This is a genomic window from Pseudaminobacter soli (ex Li et al. 2025), assembly GCF_029892515.1.
In the GTDB taxonomy this organism is placed as follows: Bacteria; Pseudomonadota; Alphaproteobacteria; order Rhizobiales; family Rhizobiaceae; genus Pseudaminobacter; species Pseudaminobacter soli_A.
In genome coordinates, this window is sequence record NZ_JARXVF010000001.1 from 471,376 (window position 1) to 488,246 (window position 16,871).

The 16,871-nt window shown below is 64.0% G+C and carries 14 protein-coding genes; 3 read left to right on the forward strand and 11 right to left on the reverse strand.

Going from position 1 to position 16,871, the window contains the following annotated elements:
• Positions 1-14: 14 nt before the first annotated feature.
• The 3 genes from M2281_RS02270 to M2281_RS02280 all read right to left on the reverse strand — a co-directional run bounded on the left by M2281_RS02270 (position 15) and on the right by M2281_RS02280 (position 4,388).
• On the reverse strand, positions 15-1,502 hold the full coding sequence (locus tag M2281_RS02270) for a M16 family metallopeptidase (protein WP_280819470.1): 1,488 nt from the start codon (positions 1,500-1,502) through the stop codon (positions 15-17).
• A gap of 212 nt (positions 1,503-1,714) precedes the next feature.
• Complete coding sequence (rsmD, locus tag M2281_RS02275) at positions 1,715-2,269, reverse strand: 16S rRNA (guanine(966)-N(2))-methyltransferase RsmD (RefSeq protein WP_280819471.1); 555 nt, start codon at positions 2,267-2,269, stop codon at positions 1,715-1,717.
• Complete coding sequence (locus M2281_RS02280; protein WP_280819472.1) at positions 2,250-4,388, reverse strand: pseudouridine synthase; 2,139 nt, start codon at positions 4,386-4,388, stop codon at positions 2,250-2,252. Before M2281_RS02280 ends, rsmD begins: the two co-directional genes overlap by 20 nt.
• A gap of 66 nt (positions 4,389-4,454) precedes the next feature.
• On the opposite strand from M2281_RS02280, the gene M2281_RS02285 reads away from it, so the two are divergent.
• Positions 4,455-4,907, forward strand: a complete 453-nt coding sequence (locus M2281_RS02285; RefSeq protein ID WP_280819473.1) for a nucleoside deaminase — start codon at positions 4,455-4,457, stop codon at positions 4,905-4,907.
• Positions 4,908-4,940: 33 nt separating this feature from the next.
• On the opposite strand, the gene M2281_RS02290 is transcribed toward M2281_RS02285, so the two are convergent.
• From M2281_RS02290 to M2281_RS02300, 3 genes are all read right to left on the reverse strand, one after another.
• Positions 4,941-5,609, reverse strand: coding sequence for a hypothetical protein (locus tag M2281_RS02290; RefSeq protein ID WP_280819474.1), 669 nt, complete (start codon positions 5,607-5,609; stop codon positions 4,941-4,943).
• A 184-nt stretch (positions 5,610-5,793) separates the two neighbouring features.
• A complete protein-coding gene (ileS, locus tag M2281_RS02295) occupies positions 5,794-8,715 on the reverse strand; it encodes an isoleucine--tRNA ligase (RefSeq protein ID WP_280819475.1) in 2,922 nt (973 codons plus the stop codon).
• 235 nt (positions 8,716-8,950) lie between these two features.
• A complete protein-coding gene (locus M2281_RS02300) occupies positions 8,951-9,721 on the reverse strand; it encodes a MipA/OmpV family protein (RefSeq protein ID WP_280819476.1) in 771 nt (256 codons plus the stop codon).
• A 245-nt stretch (positions 9,722-9,966) separates the two neighbouring features.
• On the opposite strand from M2281_RS02300, the gene M2281_RS02305 reads away from it, so the two are divergent.
• The gene (locus tag M2281_RS02305; protein WP_280819477.1) at positions 9,967-10,560 is read left to right on the forward strand and encodes an HdeD family acid-resistance protein; all 594 of its coding nucleotides are present in this window, start codon (positions 9,967-9,969) and stop codon (positions 10,558-10,560) included.
• Here M2281_RS02305 and M2281_RS02310 read toward each other — a convergent pair.
• Together M2281_RS02310 and M2281_RS02315 are read right to left on the reverse strand one after the other, a co-directional pair.
• A complete protein-coding gene (locus M2281_RS02310; RefSeq protein WP_280819478.1) occupies positions 10,537-11,520 on the reverse strand; it encodes a bifunctional riboflavin kinase/FAD synthetase in 984 nt (327 codons plus the stop codon). The two genes, M2281_RS02305 and M2281_RS02310, sit on opposite strands and share 24 nt — an antisense overlap.
• Before the next feature lie 8 nt (positions 11,521-11,528).
• Positions 11,529-12,389 carry a TIGR01459 family HAD-type hydrolase gene (locus M2281_RS02315; RefSeq protein ID WP_280819479.1) on the reverse strand — a complete coding sequence of 287 codons (861 nt, stop codon included), beginning with the start codon at positions 12,387-12,389 and terminating at the stop codon, positions 11,529-11,531.
• 287 nt (positions 12,390-12,676) lie between these two features.
• On the opposite strand from M2281_RS02315, the gene M2281_RS02320 reads away from it, so the two are divergent.
• Positions 12,677-13,309: a LysE family translocator gene (locus tag M2281_RS02320; protein ID WP_280819480.1), complete on the forward strand. Its 633-nt coding sequence runs from the start codon at positions 12,677-12,679 to the stop codon at positions 13,307-13,309.
• Between the two features lie 125 nt (positions 13,310-13,434).
• Here M2281_RS02320 and M2281_RS02325 read toward each other — a convergent pair whose 3' ends face one another.
• The 3 genes from M2281_RS02325 to M2281_RS02335 are packed head-to-tail and all read right to left on the reverse strand — an operon-like array spanning position 13,435 to position 16,667.
• Positions 13,435-14,970: a DHA2 family efflux MFS transporter permease subunit gene (locus M2281_RS02325; protein WP_280819481.1), complete on the reverse strand. Its 1,536-nt coding sequence runs from the start codon at positions 14,968-14,970 to the stop codon at positions 13,435-13,437.
• Between the two features lie 54 nt (positions 14,971-15,024).
• The gene (locus M2281_RS02330) at positions 15,025-16,194 is read right to left on the reverse strand and encodes an HlyD family secretion protein (RefSeq protein WP_280819482.1); all 1,170 of its coding nucleotides are present in this window, start codon (positions 16,192-16,194) and stop codon (positions 15,025-15,027) included.
• Complete coding sequence (locus M2281_RS02335; protein ID WP_280819483.1) at positions 16,191-16,667, reverse strand: MarR family winged helix-turn-helix transcriptional regulator; 477 nt, start codon at positions 16,665-16,667, stop codon at positions 16,191-16,193. Before M2281_RS02335 ends, M2281_RS02330 begins: the two co-directional genes overlap by 4 nt.
• Between the last annotated feature and the right edge of the window lie 204 nt (positions 16,668-16,871).

Below are 16,871 nucleotides of genomic sequence, written 5' to 3' on the forward strand. Positions count from 1 at the left end.
GAGACTTTTCCGATTCAGTTGACGGGGCCACCGATCATCGGCCCGTGGGCCGGCGACTCGCTACCAGGCTGTGCTCTGGTCGGTATGGGGCCTTCGGAAGGCGCTTCGGCCGTATCCGGTTCGGCACTGCCCTGCTTGGGCAGCAGATAGCCGACGACCGCAAGGTCCGGGTTCAGATACTTGGCCGCGACTGCCTGCACCTGGGCGGCAGTAACAGCGCGGATCCGATCCGGCCACGTCTCCATATCCTTCACCGTGCTGCCGGTAGCCAGCGCGGCGCCATAGAGGTTGGCCATGGCGGACGGCTTGTCGCGTGCGAATTCCATGGCACGCAGATAGCGCTTCTTGGACTTCTGCAGCTCCTCGTCGCTCACCCCGTCCTTCACGATGCGGGCGATCTGCGCGTCGATGCCGGTTTCCAGACCCTCAAGCCCTTCGGCGTCGCGCGGCGAGCCGTAGACCATGAAGCTGGTGTCATCGAGCGAAGCTCCGTCGTAGGACGCGCCGGCATCGTTGGCAGACCCATCCTTCACGATAAGCTGCTGGTAAAGTCGGCTGCGCGTGCCACCGCCAAGGATCTCGGACAGAAGGTCGAGTGCCTCTGCCTCGCCGTTCTTGGAGGTATGATACGAAGGAACCACCCAGGACTTGGAATAGCCCGGCACGGTCACGCGCTCATCCGACATGGTGACGGTACGCATGCTGGGCTTCTTGGGTTCGGTCGGGCGAACGCGCGGCGGCAGATCCGGCCCGCGTGCTACCTTGCCGTAGGTCTTTTCGGCCATTTCGCGAACCTTTTCAGGCTCGACGTCGCCGGACACGACCAGGACCGCATTGTTGGGTGCGTAGTAGCGATTGTAGAACTCGATCGCTTCCGGACGGTTCAACTGCTCCATCTCGTGCATCCAGCCGATGACCGGGATGCGGTAGGGATGGTTCTCGTAAAGGGTGGCCTGGATCTGCTCGCCGAGCAGCGCTTCAGGGCTCCCCTCGATACGCGAACGGCGCTCCTCGAGAATGACCTCGCGCTCCGGCCCGATCACATCGTCGGTGAGGATCAGGTTGCGCATGCGGTCGGACTCGAAGCTCATCATCGTCTCGAGCGCATCTGGCGACACCGTCTGGTAGAAGGCGGTGTAGTCGTAGGACGTGAAGGCGTTTTCGCTGCCGCCGATTTCGGCGACCTTGGCGCCGAACTCGCCAGCCTTGTGGTTGGTCGTGCCCTTGAACATCAGGTGTTCAAAGAAATGCGCGATGCCGGACTTGCCCGGCGGTTCGTCGGCGCTACCTATTTTGTACCAAACCATCTGCGTCACAATGGGAGCGCGGTGGTCGGGAATGACGACGACTTCCATGCCGTTGCCGAGAGTGAAATCGGCGACGTCCTGTTTGGTTTGCGCGGATTGCGCCAATGCGGGCACTGCTGCCGTGCTGAGCAGCAATGCGAGAGAGGCGGCACCGACGCGGCGACGCCGCGTGGACCGCTCTATGTCAAAAGTCATCAATGGCTCCTTGGCTTCTGGTTGTTTTTGGGGTCCCCGAGTCTGCCAGCACCAGATATAGTAATCGGCACAGCATTCCCAAAAGTTGACACAGCGTCATCTGGCAAACGAAAAGAGGCCAAAACTGGACCACGGGCCAGAAAAGTGGAGTTTGGGACGCAAAAAATCGTCGCCAAATGACGCAGTGAACCCGTCCAGAGCTATTGCGGAGCCTAGTTCCGCTCAATCAATCGAATGATTGTATCACCGTAACCGCGCTCGTCGACGACGACGAAATCAGGTCCGGGTTCGAAGGAAACGGAAGCCGTTTCCTCCACCACGCACAGCGCGTTCGGCTCCAGCCAGCCACCGCTCAAGGCCGAACGGAGGGCGGCTTCGCCGAGCCCTTTGCCATAGGGCGGGTCGGCAAAAACCAGGCCGAACGGCTGAACCGTTCCGGCCGGGCCGAGACCGGCGGCATCGCGCCGGAAGATCTTGGTGCGGCCGGTGAGGCCGAATGCCTCGACATTGGTGCGGATCAATCCGCGCCCCTCTGTCGACTCCTCTACGAACATGCAGAAGGACGCACCGCGCGATATGGCTTCAAGCCCTAGCGCGCCGGTGCCGGCGAACAAGTCGAGCACCCGCGCGCCTTCCAGTCGGTCGGCGTAGCGGTGGGCCAGCACATTGAACAGCGCCTCGCGGGTGCGATCAGTGGTCGGCCGGATGGAATTGCTGCGCGGCGTGGCCAGAGGCCGGCCGCGAAGCTCACCGCCGACGATCCGCATCGCCCTTACCCCTCCGCGGACCCGACGGACGGTCGCCGCCATTCGATCCCCTGCCCTCGTCGCCTTCACGGCGCGGCTTGCCGAAACCCGACTTGCCGCCGCCGGCCTTGTCGAAGAAAGGCTTGCCGTGATGCTTGGCCGACTTGTGGCCAGACTCTTCCGCCTTGGCGGCAACCTTGCCCTTGCCGATCGGACGAGCGCCCGGCGCCATCCAGACATTGGCCTTGCGCGTACCAGGCGTCTCGAAAGGACGGCTGGCGCGCTCGCCCGGCTTTTCGCCACGCGGGAATTTCGGCCCGCGTTCGGGCTTATCGCCACGATCGGCCTTGAACCCGCGATCCGGCTTCGTCTGCAGGCGGTCGCGCATGTCTTCGCGATGACGCTCGTCGTCGCGCTTGCGGTTGCGCTTGATCAGTCCGCCCTCGCCGATGTCGAGAGGACGCGGCGCACGTGGCGCCCTGGCGGGCGCATCGGCCTCGGAGTGCCTTTCGAATTCGCGGCGGACCGGCTTGTTCGAGAAAGGCTTCAGGATGTCGGCATCAAAATTGGCGCCGGATTCCTCGATCAGCCGCTCGCCGAGCTGGTCGCGCAGCATGCGTCCGCTCAGTTCCTGCACATGGCCTTCCGGCAGTTCGCCGAGCTGAAACGGTCCGTAGGAAATGCGGATCAGGCGCGACACTTCGAGGCCGAGCGCGCCGAGGATGTTCTTCACCTCGCGGTTTTTGCCCTCGCGCAGGCCGATGGTCAGCCAGGCATTGGTGCCCTGCTCGCGGTCCAGCGAAGCCTCGACGGCGCCGTAGAAGACCCCGTCGACGGCGATGCCGTCCTTCAGGCCGGCCAGCTGTTTCTCATCGACCTTGCCGTGAACGCGCACGCGGTAGCGGCGCAGCCAGCCCGTGGCCGGAAGTTCGAGAACGCGTGCCAGCCCGCCGTCATTGGTCAGCAGCAGCAGGCCCTCGGTATTGATATCGAGGCGCCCGACGGTCACCAGTCGCGGCAGATCGGTCGGCAGGACGTCAAAAATGGTCTTGCGGCCTTCGGGATCGCGGTTGGTCGTCACCACGCCGCCCGGCTTGTGGAACAGGAACAGGCGCGTCCGCTCGACCGGCGGAATGACCTCGCCGTCGAGTTCGATGTGGTCCTGCGGCATGACGTTGAACGCCGGCGAGGTCAGCACCTGGCCGTTGACGCGCACGCGGCCCGCCGCAATCAGCTCCTCGGCGTCGCGGCGCGAGGCGATGCCCACGCGTGCCAGACGCTTGGCGATGCGTTCGCCCGGTGCGTCTTCCACCGCAGCCTTGTCATGGGCGAAGGGCTTGCGCCCGGCACCCGCCGGCCGCGGACCTTTCGGCCTGTCGCCCGTGGGGCGCGGGCGGCCTCCGAAGCCGCCTTCACGCGGAGGACGCTGGCCCTCGAACCGGCGTGCCGGCCGTTCGCCACGGAACTCTTGATTGCGATTCTCGCGCGAAAACTCCTCGCCGCGACCTTCCGCCCGTTCGGCGCGACCCGCACGCGGACCACGCTTCTCGAAAGGTCTTTCGCCTTCGGCGCGCGGGGCCCTGCGGAATCCGGATTCACCATCCTCGCGCGGGCGGTCGTCCCGGCGGAATTCGCGCTTGGGCCGTTCGCTGCCATAGGCATCGTCGCGGCGCTTGGCAAAGGGCCGATCTCCGCCGTCGCGGTCGCGCTTGACGAAGGGTTTTGCGCCTTCGGGCCTCGGCCCCCTGCGGAAGCCGGTTTCACCATCCTCGCGCGGACGGTCGTCCCGGCGGAATTCGCGCTTGGGGCGTTCGGCGCCATAGGAATCGTCGCGGCGCTTGGCAAAGGGCCGATCGCCGCCGTCACGGTCGCGCTTGACGAAGGGTTTTGCGCCCTCGGGCCGCGGGCCCCGGCGGAAGCCGGCTTCGCCGTCTTCGCGCGGGCGGTCGTCCCGGCGGAATTCGCGCTTGGGGCGTTCATCGCCATCGCGGTCGCGCTTCACGAAGGGCTTTGACCCTTCGGCGCGCGGCTTGCCCGAGAATCCCGGCTTTCCGCCCTTATGCGGCGCGCCATCGCGCCCGCGCGGTCCGCCCGGCTTTGGTCCGCCTTTGCGCGGAAATTTCTTTCGATCGTCATCCATGTGGCATTTGCCTTTCCGGGGCGGTAGATAACAGGAACACTTCACACTTGCGAGGAGAATAACGGCTTGAAACGACCGGATTTCATGGCGCTGGCGCTTGCCGAGGCCAAAGCGGCTGCAGCACGCGGCGAAGTGCCGGTCGGCGCGGTCCTGGCCAGCGGCAACAAGGTAGTCGCCAGCGCCGGAAACCGCACGCGCGAAATGAACGACCCCACCGCGCATGCCGAAATGCTGGTCATCCGCGAAGCCTCGCAGAAGCTATCGGCGGAGCGGCTGACCGATCTTGATCTTTATGTCACGCTCGAACCCTGCACCATGTGCGCCGGCGCCATTTCATTCGCGCGCATCCGTCGTCTCTATTACGGGGCAGCGGACGAAAAAGGCGGAGCGGTGGTCAACGGCGTAAGGTTTTTCGCCTCGCCCACCTGCCATCATACGCCGGATATCTATCCGGGCATCGCTGAAAGCGACGCCGCGACACTGCTCAAGGAGTTTTTTCAGGCGCGCCGCGAACCCTGAAGCTCGCAGCTACGGAAACACGACTGGCCCTCTTTACCAGGGCCAGATGCTGCGCCAGCTGCTTTTGCCCGCAGCGGCCTTCAGACGGCGTTCCTTCTTGTACTCGTCCTCGCCGACGTCACCGACCGGTGCGTTCGCCGAAGGCTGACGATAGTCAAGCGGCGGCTCGCTCAGAAATTTGCGCGTCGTCGCGCTGCCCTGCTTGCTCTCGGCCAGGCGCTTATTGAAGGCCTCGCGCTGTGCCTTATCGTTGCCGGGCTTGAGAATGCCGGATTCAAAAGCGCGCTGCGAGCCGCTGGACGACGCGGGGTCAGCCGAGGACGGCGCCTCCGTATCGCCCTGGATGCCCGGCGTCCAACCCGGCTTGTCGCGGTTGGCGGTCGCGTCGGCGCGCAGGCGGGCGCGACGCTGTTCCGGCGATTCCGGCCAGACTGAATTGTCGGCCGTGACGATGTTCTGCTGCGGCGCCGGCAGGTTCGGCCTCTCGCCCGCCTTGGGCTTCACCAGATCCGGGCGCGGCTTGTAGTCGATGCTTTCGCGGTGCTTCGGCGCCACGGAAAGAATGCCGCTGACGTCGCCGACGAGCTGCTCGGTCGAGGTCTTGTCGGTGCCATAGGTGGGCGAGCTCACGCAACCCGACACCGAGAGTCCGGCAGCCACGAGGGCCAACAGTGCGACCCGCGCGCGCGTCTTTTCAGTCATGCCAGAAAATTTCACTGCAAACCGCCTCTCGCTTCGCCGAATGCCACCGGACTGGCGTCCGGTAGTCCCCGCACCGTCATCCGACGGGAATCCGGCGACAATTTGTCAGCCGGATGTCGGGCTTTTAACCCAAGAGCCCCCGAAGGGCAACGACTGCGCGGTCGGTGCCCCCCGAGGTGTTGCATCAAAGTCGCCCCAAGGCCTCCAGTTCGTGAAGTGCGGCCGCGTCGCGAGCCGAGACATCGGCGAACTCCGCGTCGGAGCCGACATCGTCGGTGTAGCGCCAGGAACGCGCGCATTTGCGCAGGCCCTTCTCCTCTGCCTTCCCGACCACCACGGCAACGCCCGGAACCTCGCGCAGCGAGAAAGCGTCCGCCGGCGGGGCATCGTGCGAGACGACCAGATCGCTTGTGATGCTGATCTCGGCCATGTCGACATCGGCCATCGCAGCTTCCAGAGCGGCATCGGCGATGTAGACGACCGGCACGGCTTCGAGCGACGAGCCGATGGCCTTCTTGGCCCGCTCGAGCTCGAGCGCACCGGTGACCACGCTGCGCACCTGGCGGATCTTGCGCCACTTCTCGGCCAGCGCCTCGTTCTTCCAGTCGGCCGGCACATCGCGGAACTGCTCCAGATGTACCGATTCGGCCGAAGGATAGCGCTCGAGCCAGGCTTCCTCGGTGGTGAAGGGCAGCATCGGCGCCAGCCACGTCACCAGATGGTCGAACAGATGGCGCACCACCTGCACGGCGGCCTTGCGGCGAATGCTCGAGGGCGCATCGCAGTAGAGCGCATCCTTGCGGATGTCGAAGTAGAAGGCCGAAAGCTCCACCACCATGAAGTCGAGCAGCGCGCGCGTGATGCGCTTGAACTCGAATTCATCATAGCCTTTGCGGACCATCTCATCGAGTTCGGCCAGCCGGTGCAGCATCAGCCGCTCCAGCTCCGGCATCTCGGCCACCGGCACCACGTCGCCCTCGTCATGGGCGAGCGTGCCGAGCATCCAGCGGATGGTGTTCCGAAGCTTGCGGTAGGCGTCGATATTGGTCTGCAGCACGTTCTTGCCGAGGCGCTGGTCTTCCCAATAGTCGGTCGTCACCACCCACAGGCGCAGGATATCGGCGCCCGACTGCTTGATGACGTCCTGCGGCACCACCGTATTGCCGAGCGACTTCGACATCTTGCGGCCTTCCTCATCCATGGTGAAGCCATGGGTGACGACGGCGTTGTAGGGCGCGCGGCCGCGCGTGCCGCAGCTCTCCAGCAGCGAGGAATGGAACCAGCCGCGATGCTGGTCGGAGCCTTCCAGATAAACGTCGGCCGGCCATTTGAGGTCGGGGCGATCCTCCAGCGTGAAGGTGTGTGTGGAACCAGAATCGAACCAGACGTCGAGGATGTCCATCACCTGCGTCCAGCCCTCGTTCGCACGGCTGCCGAGGAAGCGCTCGCGCGCGCCTTCGGCGAACCAGGCGTCGGCGCCTTCCTTCTCGAAGGCGTCGAGGATGCGGGCATTGACCTCTTCATCGACCAGCACATTGCCGTCGACGTCGGCGAAGATCGCGATCGGCACGCCCCAGGCGCGCTGGCGCGACAGCACCCAGTCCGGCCGCTCCTCGATCATCGAACGCAGGCGCGTCTGGCCGGCTGCCGGCACGAAGCGGGTGTCGTCGATGGCCTTCAGCGCGCGGCTGCGCAGCGTGGTGGCGTCGCCCTGCTCCTTGTCCATGTAGACGAACCACTGCGGCGTGTTGCGGAAGATGACCGGCTTCTTCGAGCGCCAGCTGTGCGGATAGCTGTGCTTCAGCCGGCCGCGCGCAAACAGCATGTTGCGCTTGATGAGCTCGTCGATGACCGCCTTGTTGGCGTCGCCCTTCTTGCCGTGATCGTCGATGACGCGCGCCGCCCCACCCTCGCGGTCCGGGCCAAAACCCGGCGCGTCCTTGGTGAAGTATCCGGCATCGTCGACCGTGAAGGGGATACGCGTGTCGATGCCGTACTTTTCCAGATCCCTGACGGCATCCATCCAGGCATCGAAGTCCTCGCGGCCGTGGCCGGGCGCGGTGTGCACGAAGCCGGTGCCGGCGTCGTCGGTGACATGCTCGCCCGCCAGCATCGGCACCGGGAATTCATAGCCCCCGCCCAAACCTTCCACCGGATGGGAAAGCACAAGCTTTCCAAGCTCTTCAACGGAGACGCTGCGGATTTGATTCAGGGTGACCTTAGCCTTGGTCGCGGCCTCCTCGGCCAGGGCGTCGGCGAAGATCAGCTTCTCGCCAGGCTGGGGGCCAAAATCATTCTCGGCCGCCGTCACCTCATAGAGGCTGTAGCCGATGCGCGGCGAATAACTGACGGCACGGTTGCCTGGGATGGTCCAGGGCGTGGTCGTCCAGATGACGACATGGGTACCTTCCAGTTCAGGCACGCCCTTGTCGACCGGGAACTTCACCCAGATGGTGTCGGACTCGTAGTCCTGATATTCGACCTCGGCCTCGGCCAGCGCGGTGCGCTCGACCACCGACCACATCACCGGCTTGGAGCCGCGATAGAGCTGGCCGGACTTGGCGAACTTCAACAGCTCGCCGGCGATCCGCGCCTCGGCGTGGAAGGCCATGGTCGTGTAGGGGTTCTTGAAGTCGCCGACGACGCCGAGCCGCAAAAACTCCTCGGTCTGCACGGAGATCCAGTGCGACGCGAAATCGCGGCATTCCTGGCGGAATTCGTTGACCGGCACCTCGTCCTTGTTCTTGCCGGCGGCGCGATACTTTTCCTCGATCTTCCATTCGATCGGCAGGCCGTGGCAGTCCCAGCCCGGCACATAGTTCGAATCGCGACCGCGCATCTGGAACGAACGGGTGATGACGTCCTTCAGCACCTTGTTCAGCGCATGGCCGATATGGATGTTGCCGTTTGCATAGGGCGGGCCATCATGCAGCACGAACTTTTCGCGGCCAGCAGCACTTTCGCGCAGGCGCTTGTAGAGATCCATCTTCTGCCAGCGAGCTACCGTCACCGGCTCCTTCTCGGGCAGGCCGGCACGCATGGGAAATTCGGTCTGCGGCAGATAGAGGGTTTTGGAATAATCGAGTTTTTCGGACGTATCAGTCATTGTCTTGCCATCGGATTGCCCGGCGAAGCCGCAACGGGCGTTCAACTGTCATATCGGGGAAGCGCCATGGGCGCGCAGGCAAACATCCCGGACTTTCGGGCAGCGTCAGGCCGCCCGGAAGGCCGGGCCCGTAATTCGTATAGCAATCGCGAAGACGGGCGCGAGACATCTCATGGCCGCGCTTTTAATGGAGCCGGCCAAGAGAATAAAGCATATAATGGCGATATTGCCTTCGCTACATGGTGAAATCGAAGCGATAGGTGGCCGAAACGCCGAGCATCAGCTGGTTTGCCGAGCCACGCTGGCGCACCAGGCTCGAATCCTTGGCCGATCCCATCAGCCGCCGATATTCGCCGAACGCGCTGGTGGTGATCGCATCGGTGGTTCGCCACTTTATCTCGCCGCCGACGCCGACCGCGCTCAGGCCCGTGTCGGCCTTGTAGGGCCGCAGGCCCGAACGGACCGATTCCGCGGGCGTCACGCCGTAATAGGCATCGAGATATTTGGCCGAACCGATCTGAAGCCTCGGGCCGCCTGAAATGCGCACGGTCGAGGTCACATCCTGGAACGCATCGACGAACACGTCGGTCACCACGCCGCTGTGCGAGCGGAAGCCTCGGCGCACCTCGCCGCGGACGCGCAGCCAGTCGGTTGGGTAGACTTCGGCGAAGCCGCCGGCCTCAAGGCCCCACTTGACCGAGTCGAGCCCCTTCGTTTCGTCCGCATCGCCGCTGCTGCGGCCCCAGACGATCTTGCCAACCGGGCCAGCCCGCAGCGAGCCGACATCGAGCATGGAGAAGGACATGTTGTCGTTGCGCGAGGTGAAGCGCACCTGCGAGCCCGCCCTGCCCAGCGAGATCAGCGGCGAAGCGCTGAAAATGCGGCCCTTCGCGCCTTCGAACTTGGGGGCGCTGAAGCCTGCCGCGCCCACCTGCAGATACCAATCGCCGCTGAACCAGCTGTCGGCGGCAGCGGGGCCGCCCGAAAAACCAAGGACGACAGCCATCGACAGGGCTGCCGACATTCTATTGCAAAACACCATTACTCCCCGCGCGTACTCAAAACACAACCGCTCGTAGGCGGAGCAGTGGGGCATATTTGGTAAAATTTGACTTAAATCCGATGAGATCGGGCCGGTCTTTGTCAAACGGGCCAACCATTTAGGTATCTGGACGGACCAAATAGACGCGCTACCTCTTTACCAGGCGTTTTGCCGGGACTTCTTCATCATCACCATTGGAGGTGGCGACCATGACTTTGAATTCCGACATGCCCGACGACATCAAGAAAGCACTCATGGAAACACGGACCAAATGGGGCTGGTTCATAGCTCTGGGAATATTGCTACTCATCTTCGGCGGCATCGCATTCGGTAATCTGTTCATCGCCACCATTGCCTCGGTCTATGTCATCGGCATCCTGATGCTGGTCGGCGGCATAGTCGAGATCATTCACTCCTTCGGCGTGAAGACCTGGGGCAGCTTCTTCTGGTGGTTCCTGAGCGGCCTGCTTTATGCCATCGCCGGCTTCCTGGCTTTCTGGAACCCGTTGCTGGCTTCGATCGCGCTGACCTTCCTGCTGGCGGTCGCCCTTATCGCCGCGGGCATTCTGCGTCTGTGGGTGGCGTTTTCGGATCGCAGCGCGCCTGGCTGGGGCTGGGTCGTGGCGGCCGGCATCATTTCGATACTGGTCGGCCTGATCATCGCCTTCCGCTGGCCGGTCAGCAGCCTGTGGGTGCTCGGCGTGTTCCTGGCGGTCGACCTGGTCTTCCAGGGCTGGGCCTACATCGCCTTCGGCATCGCGTTGAAGAACGCGCCCAGGCTAGAAAGCAAGAGTGCCGTCTAGCTCCGACAGGGGCCTGACACCGGCAAGCAACGCTCGCGCCTCCTGCTCGTCGCGCTTCATCTGTGCGACGAGAGGCTCGAGTCCGTCGAACTTCACCTCGCCACGCAGATATCCGAACAGCGACACCTGGCAGGTTTCGCCATAGAGATCGCCGGAGAAGTCGAACAGGAAGGTTTCGAGCAGCGGCGCGCCGTCGGTGTCCACCGTCGGGCGGCGGCCGAAGCTGGCCACACCGTCATGCAGCGTGCCGTCAGCGCGGCGAAACCGCACCGCATAGATGCCGTGCTTCAGGCCGCAGCTTTCCGGCAGTGCCATGTTGGCGGTGGGAAAGCCGAGCGTGCGGCCAAGCTGCTTGCCGCGCGTCACCTCGGCCTCGACCGTATAGTGATAGCCGAGCAGACCTGCGGCCTGCGCCACCTCCCCTTCGCAGAGAAGCTCACGGATGCGGCTCGAGGAGACGATTTCGGCTCCCTCGTCGCGAAAGGCATCGACCAGCGTCACGCCAAAGCCGTGACGCTCGCCTGCTTCCATCAGGAAGGCCGGGCCGCCCTGGCGGTTCTTGCCGAAATGAAAGTCGAAACCCGTCACCACATGGCAGATGCCGAGATTGGCGTCGAGGATCTCAGTGACGAAACTCTCCGCGTCGAGCGAAGCGAATTCGCGGTCGAAGCGCTGCTCGACCACAGCGGCGAAGCCGAGATCGGCCAGGATCCGCGCCTTCATCGGCGCAGGCGTCAGCTGGAACAGCGGTACGTCCGGCCGGAACACGGTGCGCGGGTGCGGGTCGAAGGTCAACACCAGCGCCGGCACGCCATGCCTCGCCGCTTCGTCCAGCGCACGATCCAGCACCGCCTGATGACCGCGATGAACGCCGTCGAAATTGCCGATCGCGACGACACCGCCGCGCAGCGATTCAGGAAGTTTTTGGGTGCCGGTGATGCGCTGGAAGGACTTGTTCATGCGTTTTTCTACCGAAGCCGCGGGATGACCGCCAGCGGGCGATGGCCATGCTTTTGGAGGAACTCGGACAGGCGCTTAGGATCCGGCGCAAGCGGGTCACCATAGTCGGCGGCATGCACCCCACCGGAAACGTAGAGCACGTCGAGCCCGTTGTCGGCCGCGCCCTTGATGTCGGTCAGCATACCGTCGCCAATGCCCAGCGCTTCGGAGGGCGAAACCTCGCGGCCGAGCAATTCGGAAGCCGCCTTCAGCGCCGCGACATAGATCGGCCGGTGCGGCTTGCCCGAAATCAGCGTGCGGCCGCCCAGCTGCGTGTAGTCACGCGCCAAAGCGCCAGCGCACCAGATCAGCCTGTCGCCGCGCTCGACCATGATGTCGGGATTGGCGCAGATGAAGGGCAGATTGCGCGAGCGCAGCCGCTGCAGCATCTCGGCATAGTCTTCTGGCGTCTCGACCTCGTCGTCGACCAACCCGGTGCAAACCACCGCATCGGCTTCGAATTCCTCGACCAGTTCGCAGTCGATCCCATCATAGATCGGCAGGTCGCGCTCGGCGCCGATGTGGAAGATCTTGCGCGGCGCGGTGCGGATCAGGTCGCGCGTGACGTCGCCGGAGGTGACGACCCGGTCCCAGGCATCGTCCGGCACGCCGATTGCGGCCAGCTGCGCTTCCACGCCCTCGTGCGGACGCGGCGAATTGGTGATCAGCACCACCGCCAGGCCCCTCTCCCGCGCGCGGCGCAAGGCAATGCCGGCCTCATCGAAGGCGTCGACGCCATTGTGGATCACGCCCCACACGTCGCACAGAATCGCGCCGTAGCGATCCGTGACGGCGTCCAGCGATCCGATTATTTCGGGCGACCCCGTCATGGCATGTCCTCACTGTCGGCAGTCTTGGAATGGGCGTGGGCGGGTGCCCAAGCGGCACCGGAATTAACCGAAGCGCTTGTTCGTGTCACCACCTTTCGGTCGGGCCAAGCCCGATCTGGTGCTTCCACCCAAAGCGCTGGCGCAACAGTTTGGCTCGCCAGCTGCCTTGAAAACTACGAGTTCGGCAAGGATAGTGCATACGACCCGCCCGAAGCGCCGCACCGGACGGCATGGCAAACCGCACTGCGGCAGCATGCATTGCGCAACAGCCATCCGGGTAAATCTCCATGCCTACGCTTTCCACGCTCGCCGCCTTCGCGCTCATCGCCCTTGGCATGGTGCTGACGCCCGGGCCGAACATGATCTACCTCGTCTCGCGCTCGCTCTCGCAGGGACCGATGGCTGGGCTGATCTCGCTCGGTGGCGTGGCCCTGGGCTTTGTCTTCTACATATTATGCGCCGCCTTTGGCATCACGGCCCTGGTCCTGGCCGTGCCTTATGCCTATGACGCGCTGCGCTTTGTGGGTGCGATGTATCTTCTCTATCTCGCCTGGCAGGCGCTGAGGCCCGGCGGCCGCTCGCCCTTTCAGGTCCGCCAGCTGCCCAAGGATCGGCCCAAAAAGCTCTTCATGATGGGGCTGATGACCAACCTGCTCAATCCGAAGGTCGCGGTGCTTTATCTGTCGCTGCTGCCGCAGTTCATCGACCCCAAGCTCGGCAGCGTCTTCACCCAGCTTCTGGCGCTGGGCGTCACGCAAGTGACCATCAGCCTGACCGTCAACGCCATGATTGCCCTGATGGCCGGTTCGATCGCTACCTTCCTTGCCGGCCGTCCGTTCTGGTTGGTGGTGCAGCGTTGGCTGATGGGGACGGTTCTGGTGGGGCTCGCCTTGCGCATGGCAACTGAGGCCCAGCGCTAACCAGCCTTCAAAAAAGAAGCGCACCTTCCCCGGTCAAAGGAGAAGGTGCGCATGTCTCGCCACGTCGGGAGGTCAGACAGTGACGGGCGAGGAAGCGGACCGCCGGAGCGGCCCGATCCCGGTAATCAGTCCATGTGCGCGGCGGGTGCGGCAGCGCCTCCCGCCGCGGCCATCTTGGGCCTGCGCAGCATCAGAGCCAGCGGAAGTGCGCACAGCGTCACGATCATCATCAGCTTGAAGTCGTCGATATAGGAGATCATCGCCGCCTGCTGGGTCACCAACCCGTCGATCTGGGCCAGCGCCGCCGGGTCGCCAGCGGCTGCCCCGGGAGACAGCTTGAGCAGGTTCGGATTGTACGGCGTGATGTTGCCGATAAGCTCGGCGTGATTGATCGATACGTTGCGCGTCAGCAGCACCGACACCACCGAAATGCCGATCGACGAGCCGATGTTGCGCACCAGGCTGAACAGGGCCGTCGCATCCGTGCGGAAACGCGGGTCAAGCGTTGCGAAGGCAATCGTCGATAGCGGCACGAACACCAGACCCAGACCGAGACCCTGGATCACACCGGATTGGATGATCAGGTAGTCGTCCATCTGCGGCGTGAACCCCGACATCGTGTGAAGCGACTGCGCCACCAGCAACAACCCCGTCACGACCAGCAGTCGCGGGTCGACCATCCGTACCAGCCGGCCGACGAGGATCATCGATATCATCGTGCCGACGCCGCGCGGGGCCATCACCATGCCCGTCGTGACGGTCGGGTAGCCGAAGATGTTGGACAACATCGGCGGCAACAGCGCCATGCTGGCGAGCAGGATGACGCCGACGATGAAGATGAACACCAGACCGGTCGCGAAATTGCGGTCGGTGAATATCTTGGCGTCGATGAAGGTGTCCTTGCCGGTCGCCAGATGGATGATGAACACCCAGAAGCCGATGATCGAAAGACCGAGTTCGATCCAGATTTCGGCCGACGAGAACCAGTCCACCTCGGCGCCGCGGTCGAGCATCAACTGCAGCGCGCCAACGCCGAGCGACAGCATGGCGAAGCCGAAGAAATCGAAGCCGCGAAAACGCTTGGCGACCGCCGGCAGATAGGCCGCACAGCCCAGGAAGGCGATGATGCCGACGGGAAGGTTGATGAAGAACACCCAGCGCCAGTTGAAGCTGTCGGTCAGCCAGCCGCCGAGCGTGGGACCGATGATCGGCCCGACCATGATGCCGGCACCCCACAGCGCCATGGCCTGGCCGTGGCGCTCCTTGGGGTTGATGTCGAGCAGGAAGGTCTGCGACAGCGGCACGATCGCCGCGCCGAAAACGCCTTGCAGCAGCCGGAAAAGCACCATCGTTTCCAGGCTCCAGGCGATGCCGCAGAGCATGGACGAAACGGTGAAGCCGACAACCGACATAAGGAACAGTTCCTTGCGGCCGAAGTGATCGGCAAGCCACCCCGTCAACGGCGTCATGATGGCGGCAGCCACGATGTAGGACGTCAGCACCCAGTTGATCGTGTCGGCCGACGCGCCGAGATCGCCGGTCATCGACGGCAGCGCGACATTGGCGATCGTGGTGTCGAGCACCTGCATCACCGTCGCAAGCATGATCGATATCGTGATCAGCCCGCGATGCGGAACTTCGCTGTGGGGTGTCGGACTCATTGAAACGGACCTGTGGTCAGGTGCCCGCCATATGCGACGGACGCCTCCATGAAATTACTTGGTCGAATTGCCCGACGCGACCGCGCTCGAAAACAGGCCCGGAAGACCGCGGCTGACGCCCGTGTCCACCGACACCGAGGCGCTCATGCCGGTGCGAAGAGCCACGCCGAGATCGCTGGTATCGACCTTCAACCGCACGGGAATGCGCTGCGTGACCTTCACCCAGTTGCCGGTGGCGTTCTGCGCCGGCAGCAGCGAGAACTCGGCACCCGTGCCGGCGCCGATCGCGTCGACGGTCGCTTCGAACGGCTGGTTCGGGTAGGTGTCGAGCGTGATCTCGGCCTTCTGGCCCGGCTTCATGTTGGTGAGCTGGGTTTCCTTGAAATTCGCATCGACCCAGATGTCACCGGTTTCCACCAGGCTGAACAGGGGCGAGCCGACGCCGACGAACTGGCCGATCTTGAAGGACGACGCCTGGGCGATCACGCCATCTGCCGGGGCGCGAACGGTGGTCTTGTCCAGCGCATAGGCGGCGTTGTCGCGCGCGGCGAGCGCTGCGAGCACGGTCGGATGCTTGTCGGTTACGATGTCGACATTGCCGCCTAGGGCAGCCAGGGCGCTCGCCACCGCCTGCTGGGCAGCGGCGTGCTCGTCCTGCCCCTTGGTCAGGTCGCGCTTTGCCTGGTCGAGCGACGACTCGGAGTTGATGCCGCGCTTCACCAGTTCGGAGGCGCGGTCAAATTGCGACTGGTAATAGGTGACGTCGTTGGAGGTCACGCGCTCCTGCGCCAGCGCCTGGCTGTAGGCGGCGCGAAGCTGCTCGACATTGAGCCGTGCTGCGGCCAGCGAGGCGTCGGCTTGCGCCAGCGCGATCCGATACGGCTCCGGATCGACCTCGAAAAGAACGTCCCCCGCCTTGACCATCTGGTTGTCGGCGACATTCACGCCGATGACGCGACCGGCCTCCTGCGAGGCGATCGACACCTTCGCCTGTCTCAGATTGGCGTTTTCGGTTTCCTGGTAGCGGCCGCCGGTCACCCACACATAGCCGCCGCCTGCGACCAGCGCCAAAGGCACCGCCAGCATCAGCAGCGTGCGGCCGACCTTGCGCTTGCGCACCGGCGCGGGAGTCGCTTGCACCTGCGGCGCAACAGAAACCGGAGGCGAAAGCTTGTCTGCCTCGACCTCCGTCACCTCGTCCTTAACTTTCGACACGGCATTCATGCTGCTGCACCTTTATCCATTGCCTGTTGCTGGCACGGCGCCTCGCCGTCCGACAGGTTATCAACAATCGTCATGAGGCCACGAAGGACCGTCTGCCGCTCTTCCGGCGAAAGCCCCGTCAAAGCCTGCTCAAAAACCTCGCCGGCAAAGCCCTTGATTGCTTCAAAGGCCCGGCGGCTCTTGTCGGTCGCAAAGATCAGGCGCACGCGGCGGTCGCTTGCATGCTGCCGGCGCTCGATCCAGCCGCCCTCTTCCATCCTGTCGACCAGCCGCGAGACGCTGATCGGCTCGACTTCGAGCACCTCGGCCAGACGCGCCTGCGTCACGCCCTCGTCCTTCACCACCCTGACGAGCAGGCGCCATTGCGCCGACGAGAGGCCATGGCCGCTCGCAAGCGTCTCGAAACGCTTGCGCATCAGCCGCGCAGCATCATGAATGAGGAAGCCCAGTCTTTCCGTACCGTCCAATTTCATGAGCGGCATATATTATAAGCGTGCTTATTACTCAAGCAGCCGGCAGGTCCCTCAACTTTTTGTGATCCGGCAAAAGACAGGCAGGATTCGCAAAATGCATGAAGCACCCAACGGGCCCAATGACGCCCGAAAGGGCTCAGAACCGGGCCAGGCAGGCGCACCCAAGGAGCAGCCAGGCTTCCACTCAATGCCGTCGACTATGCC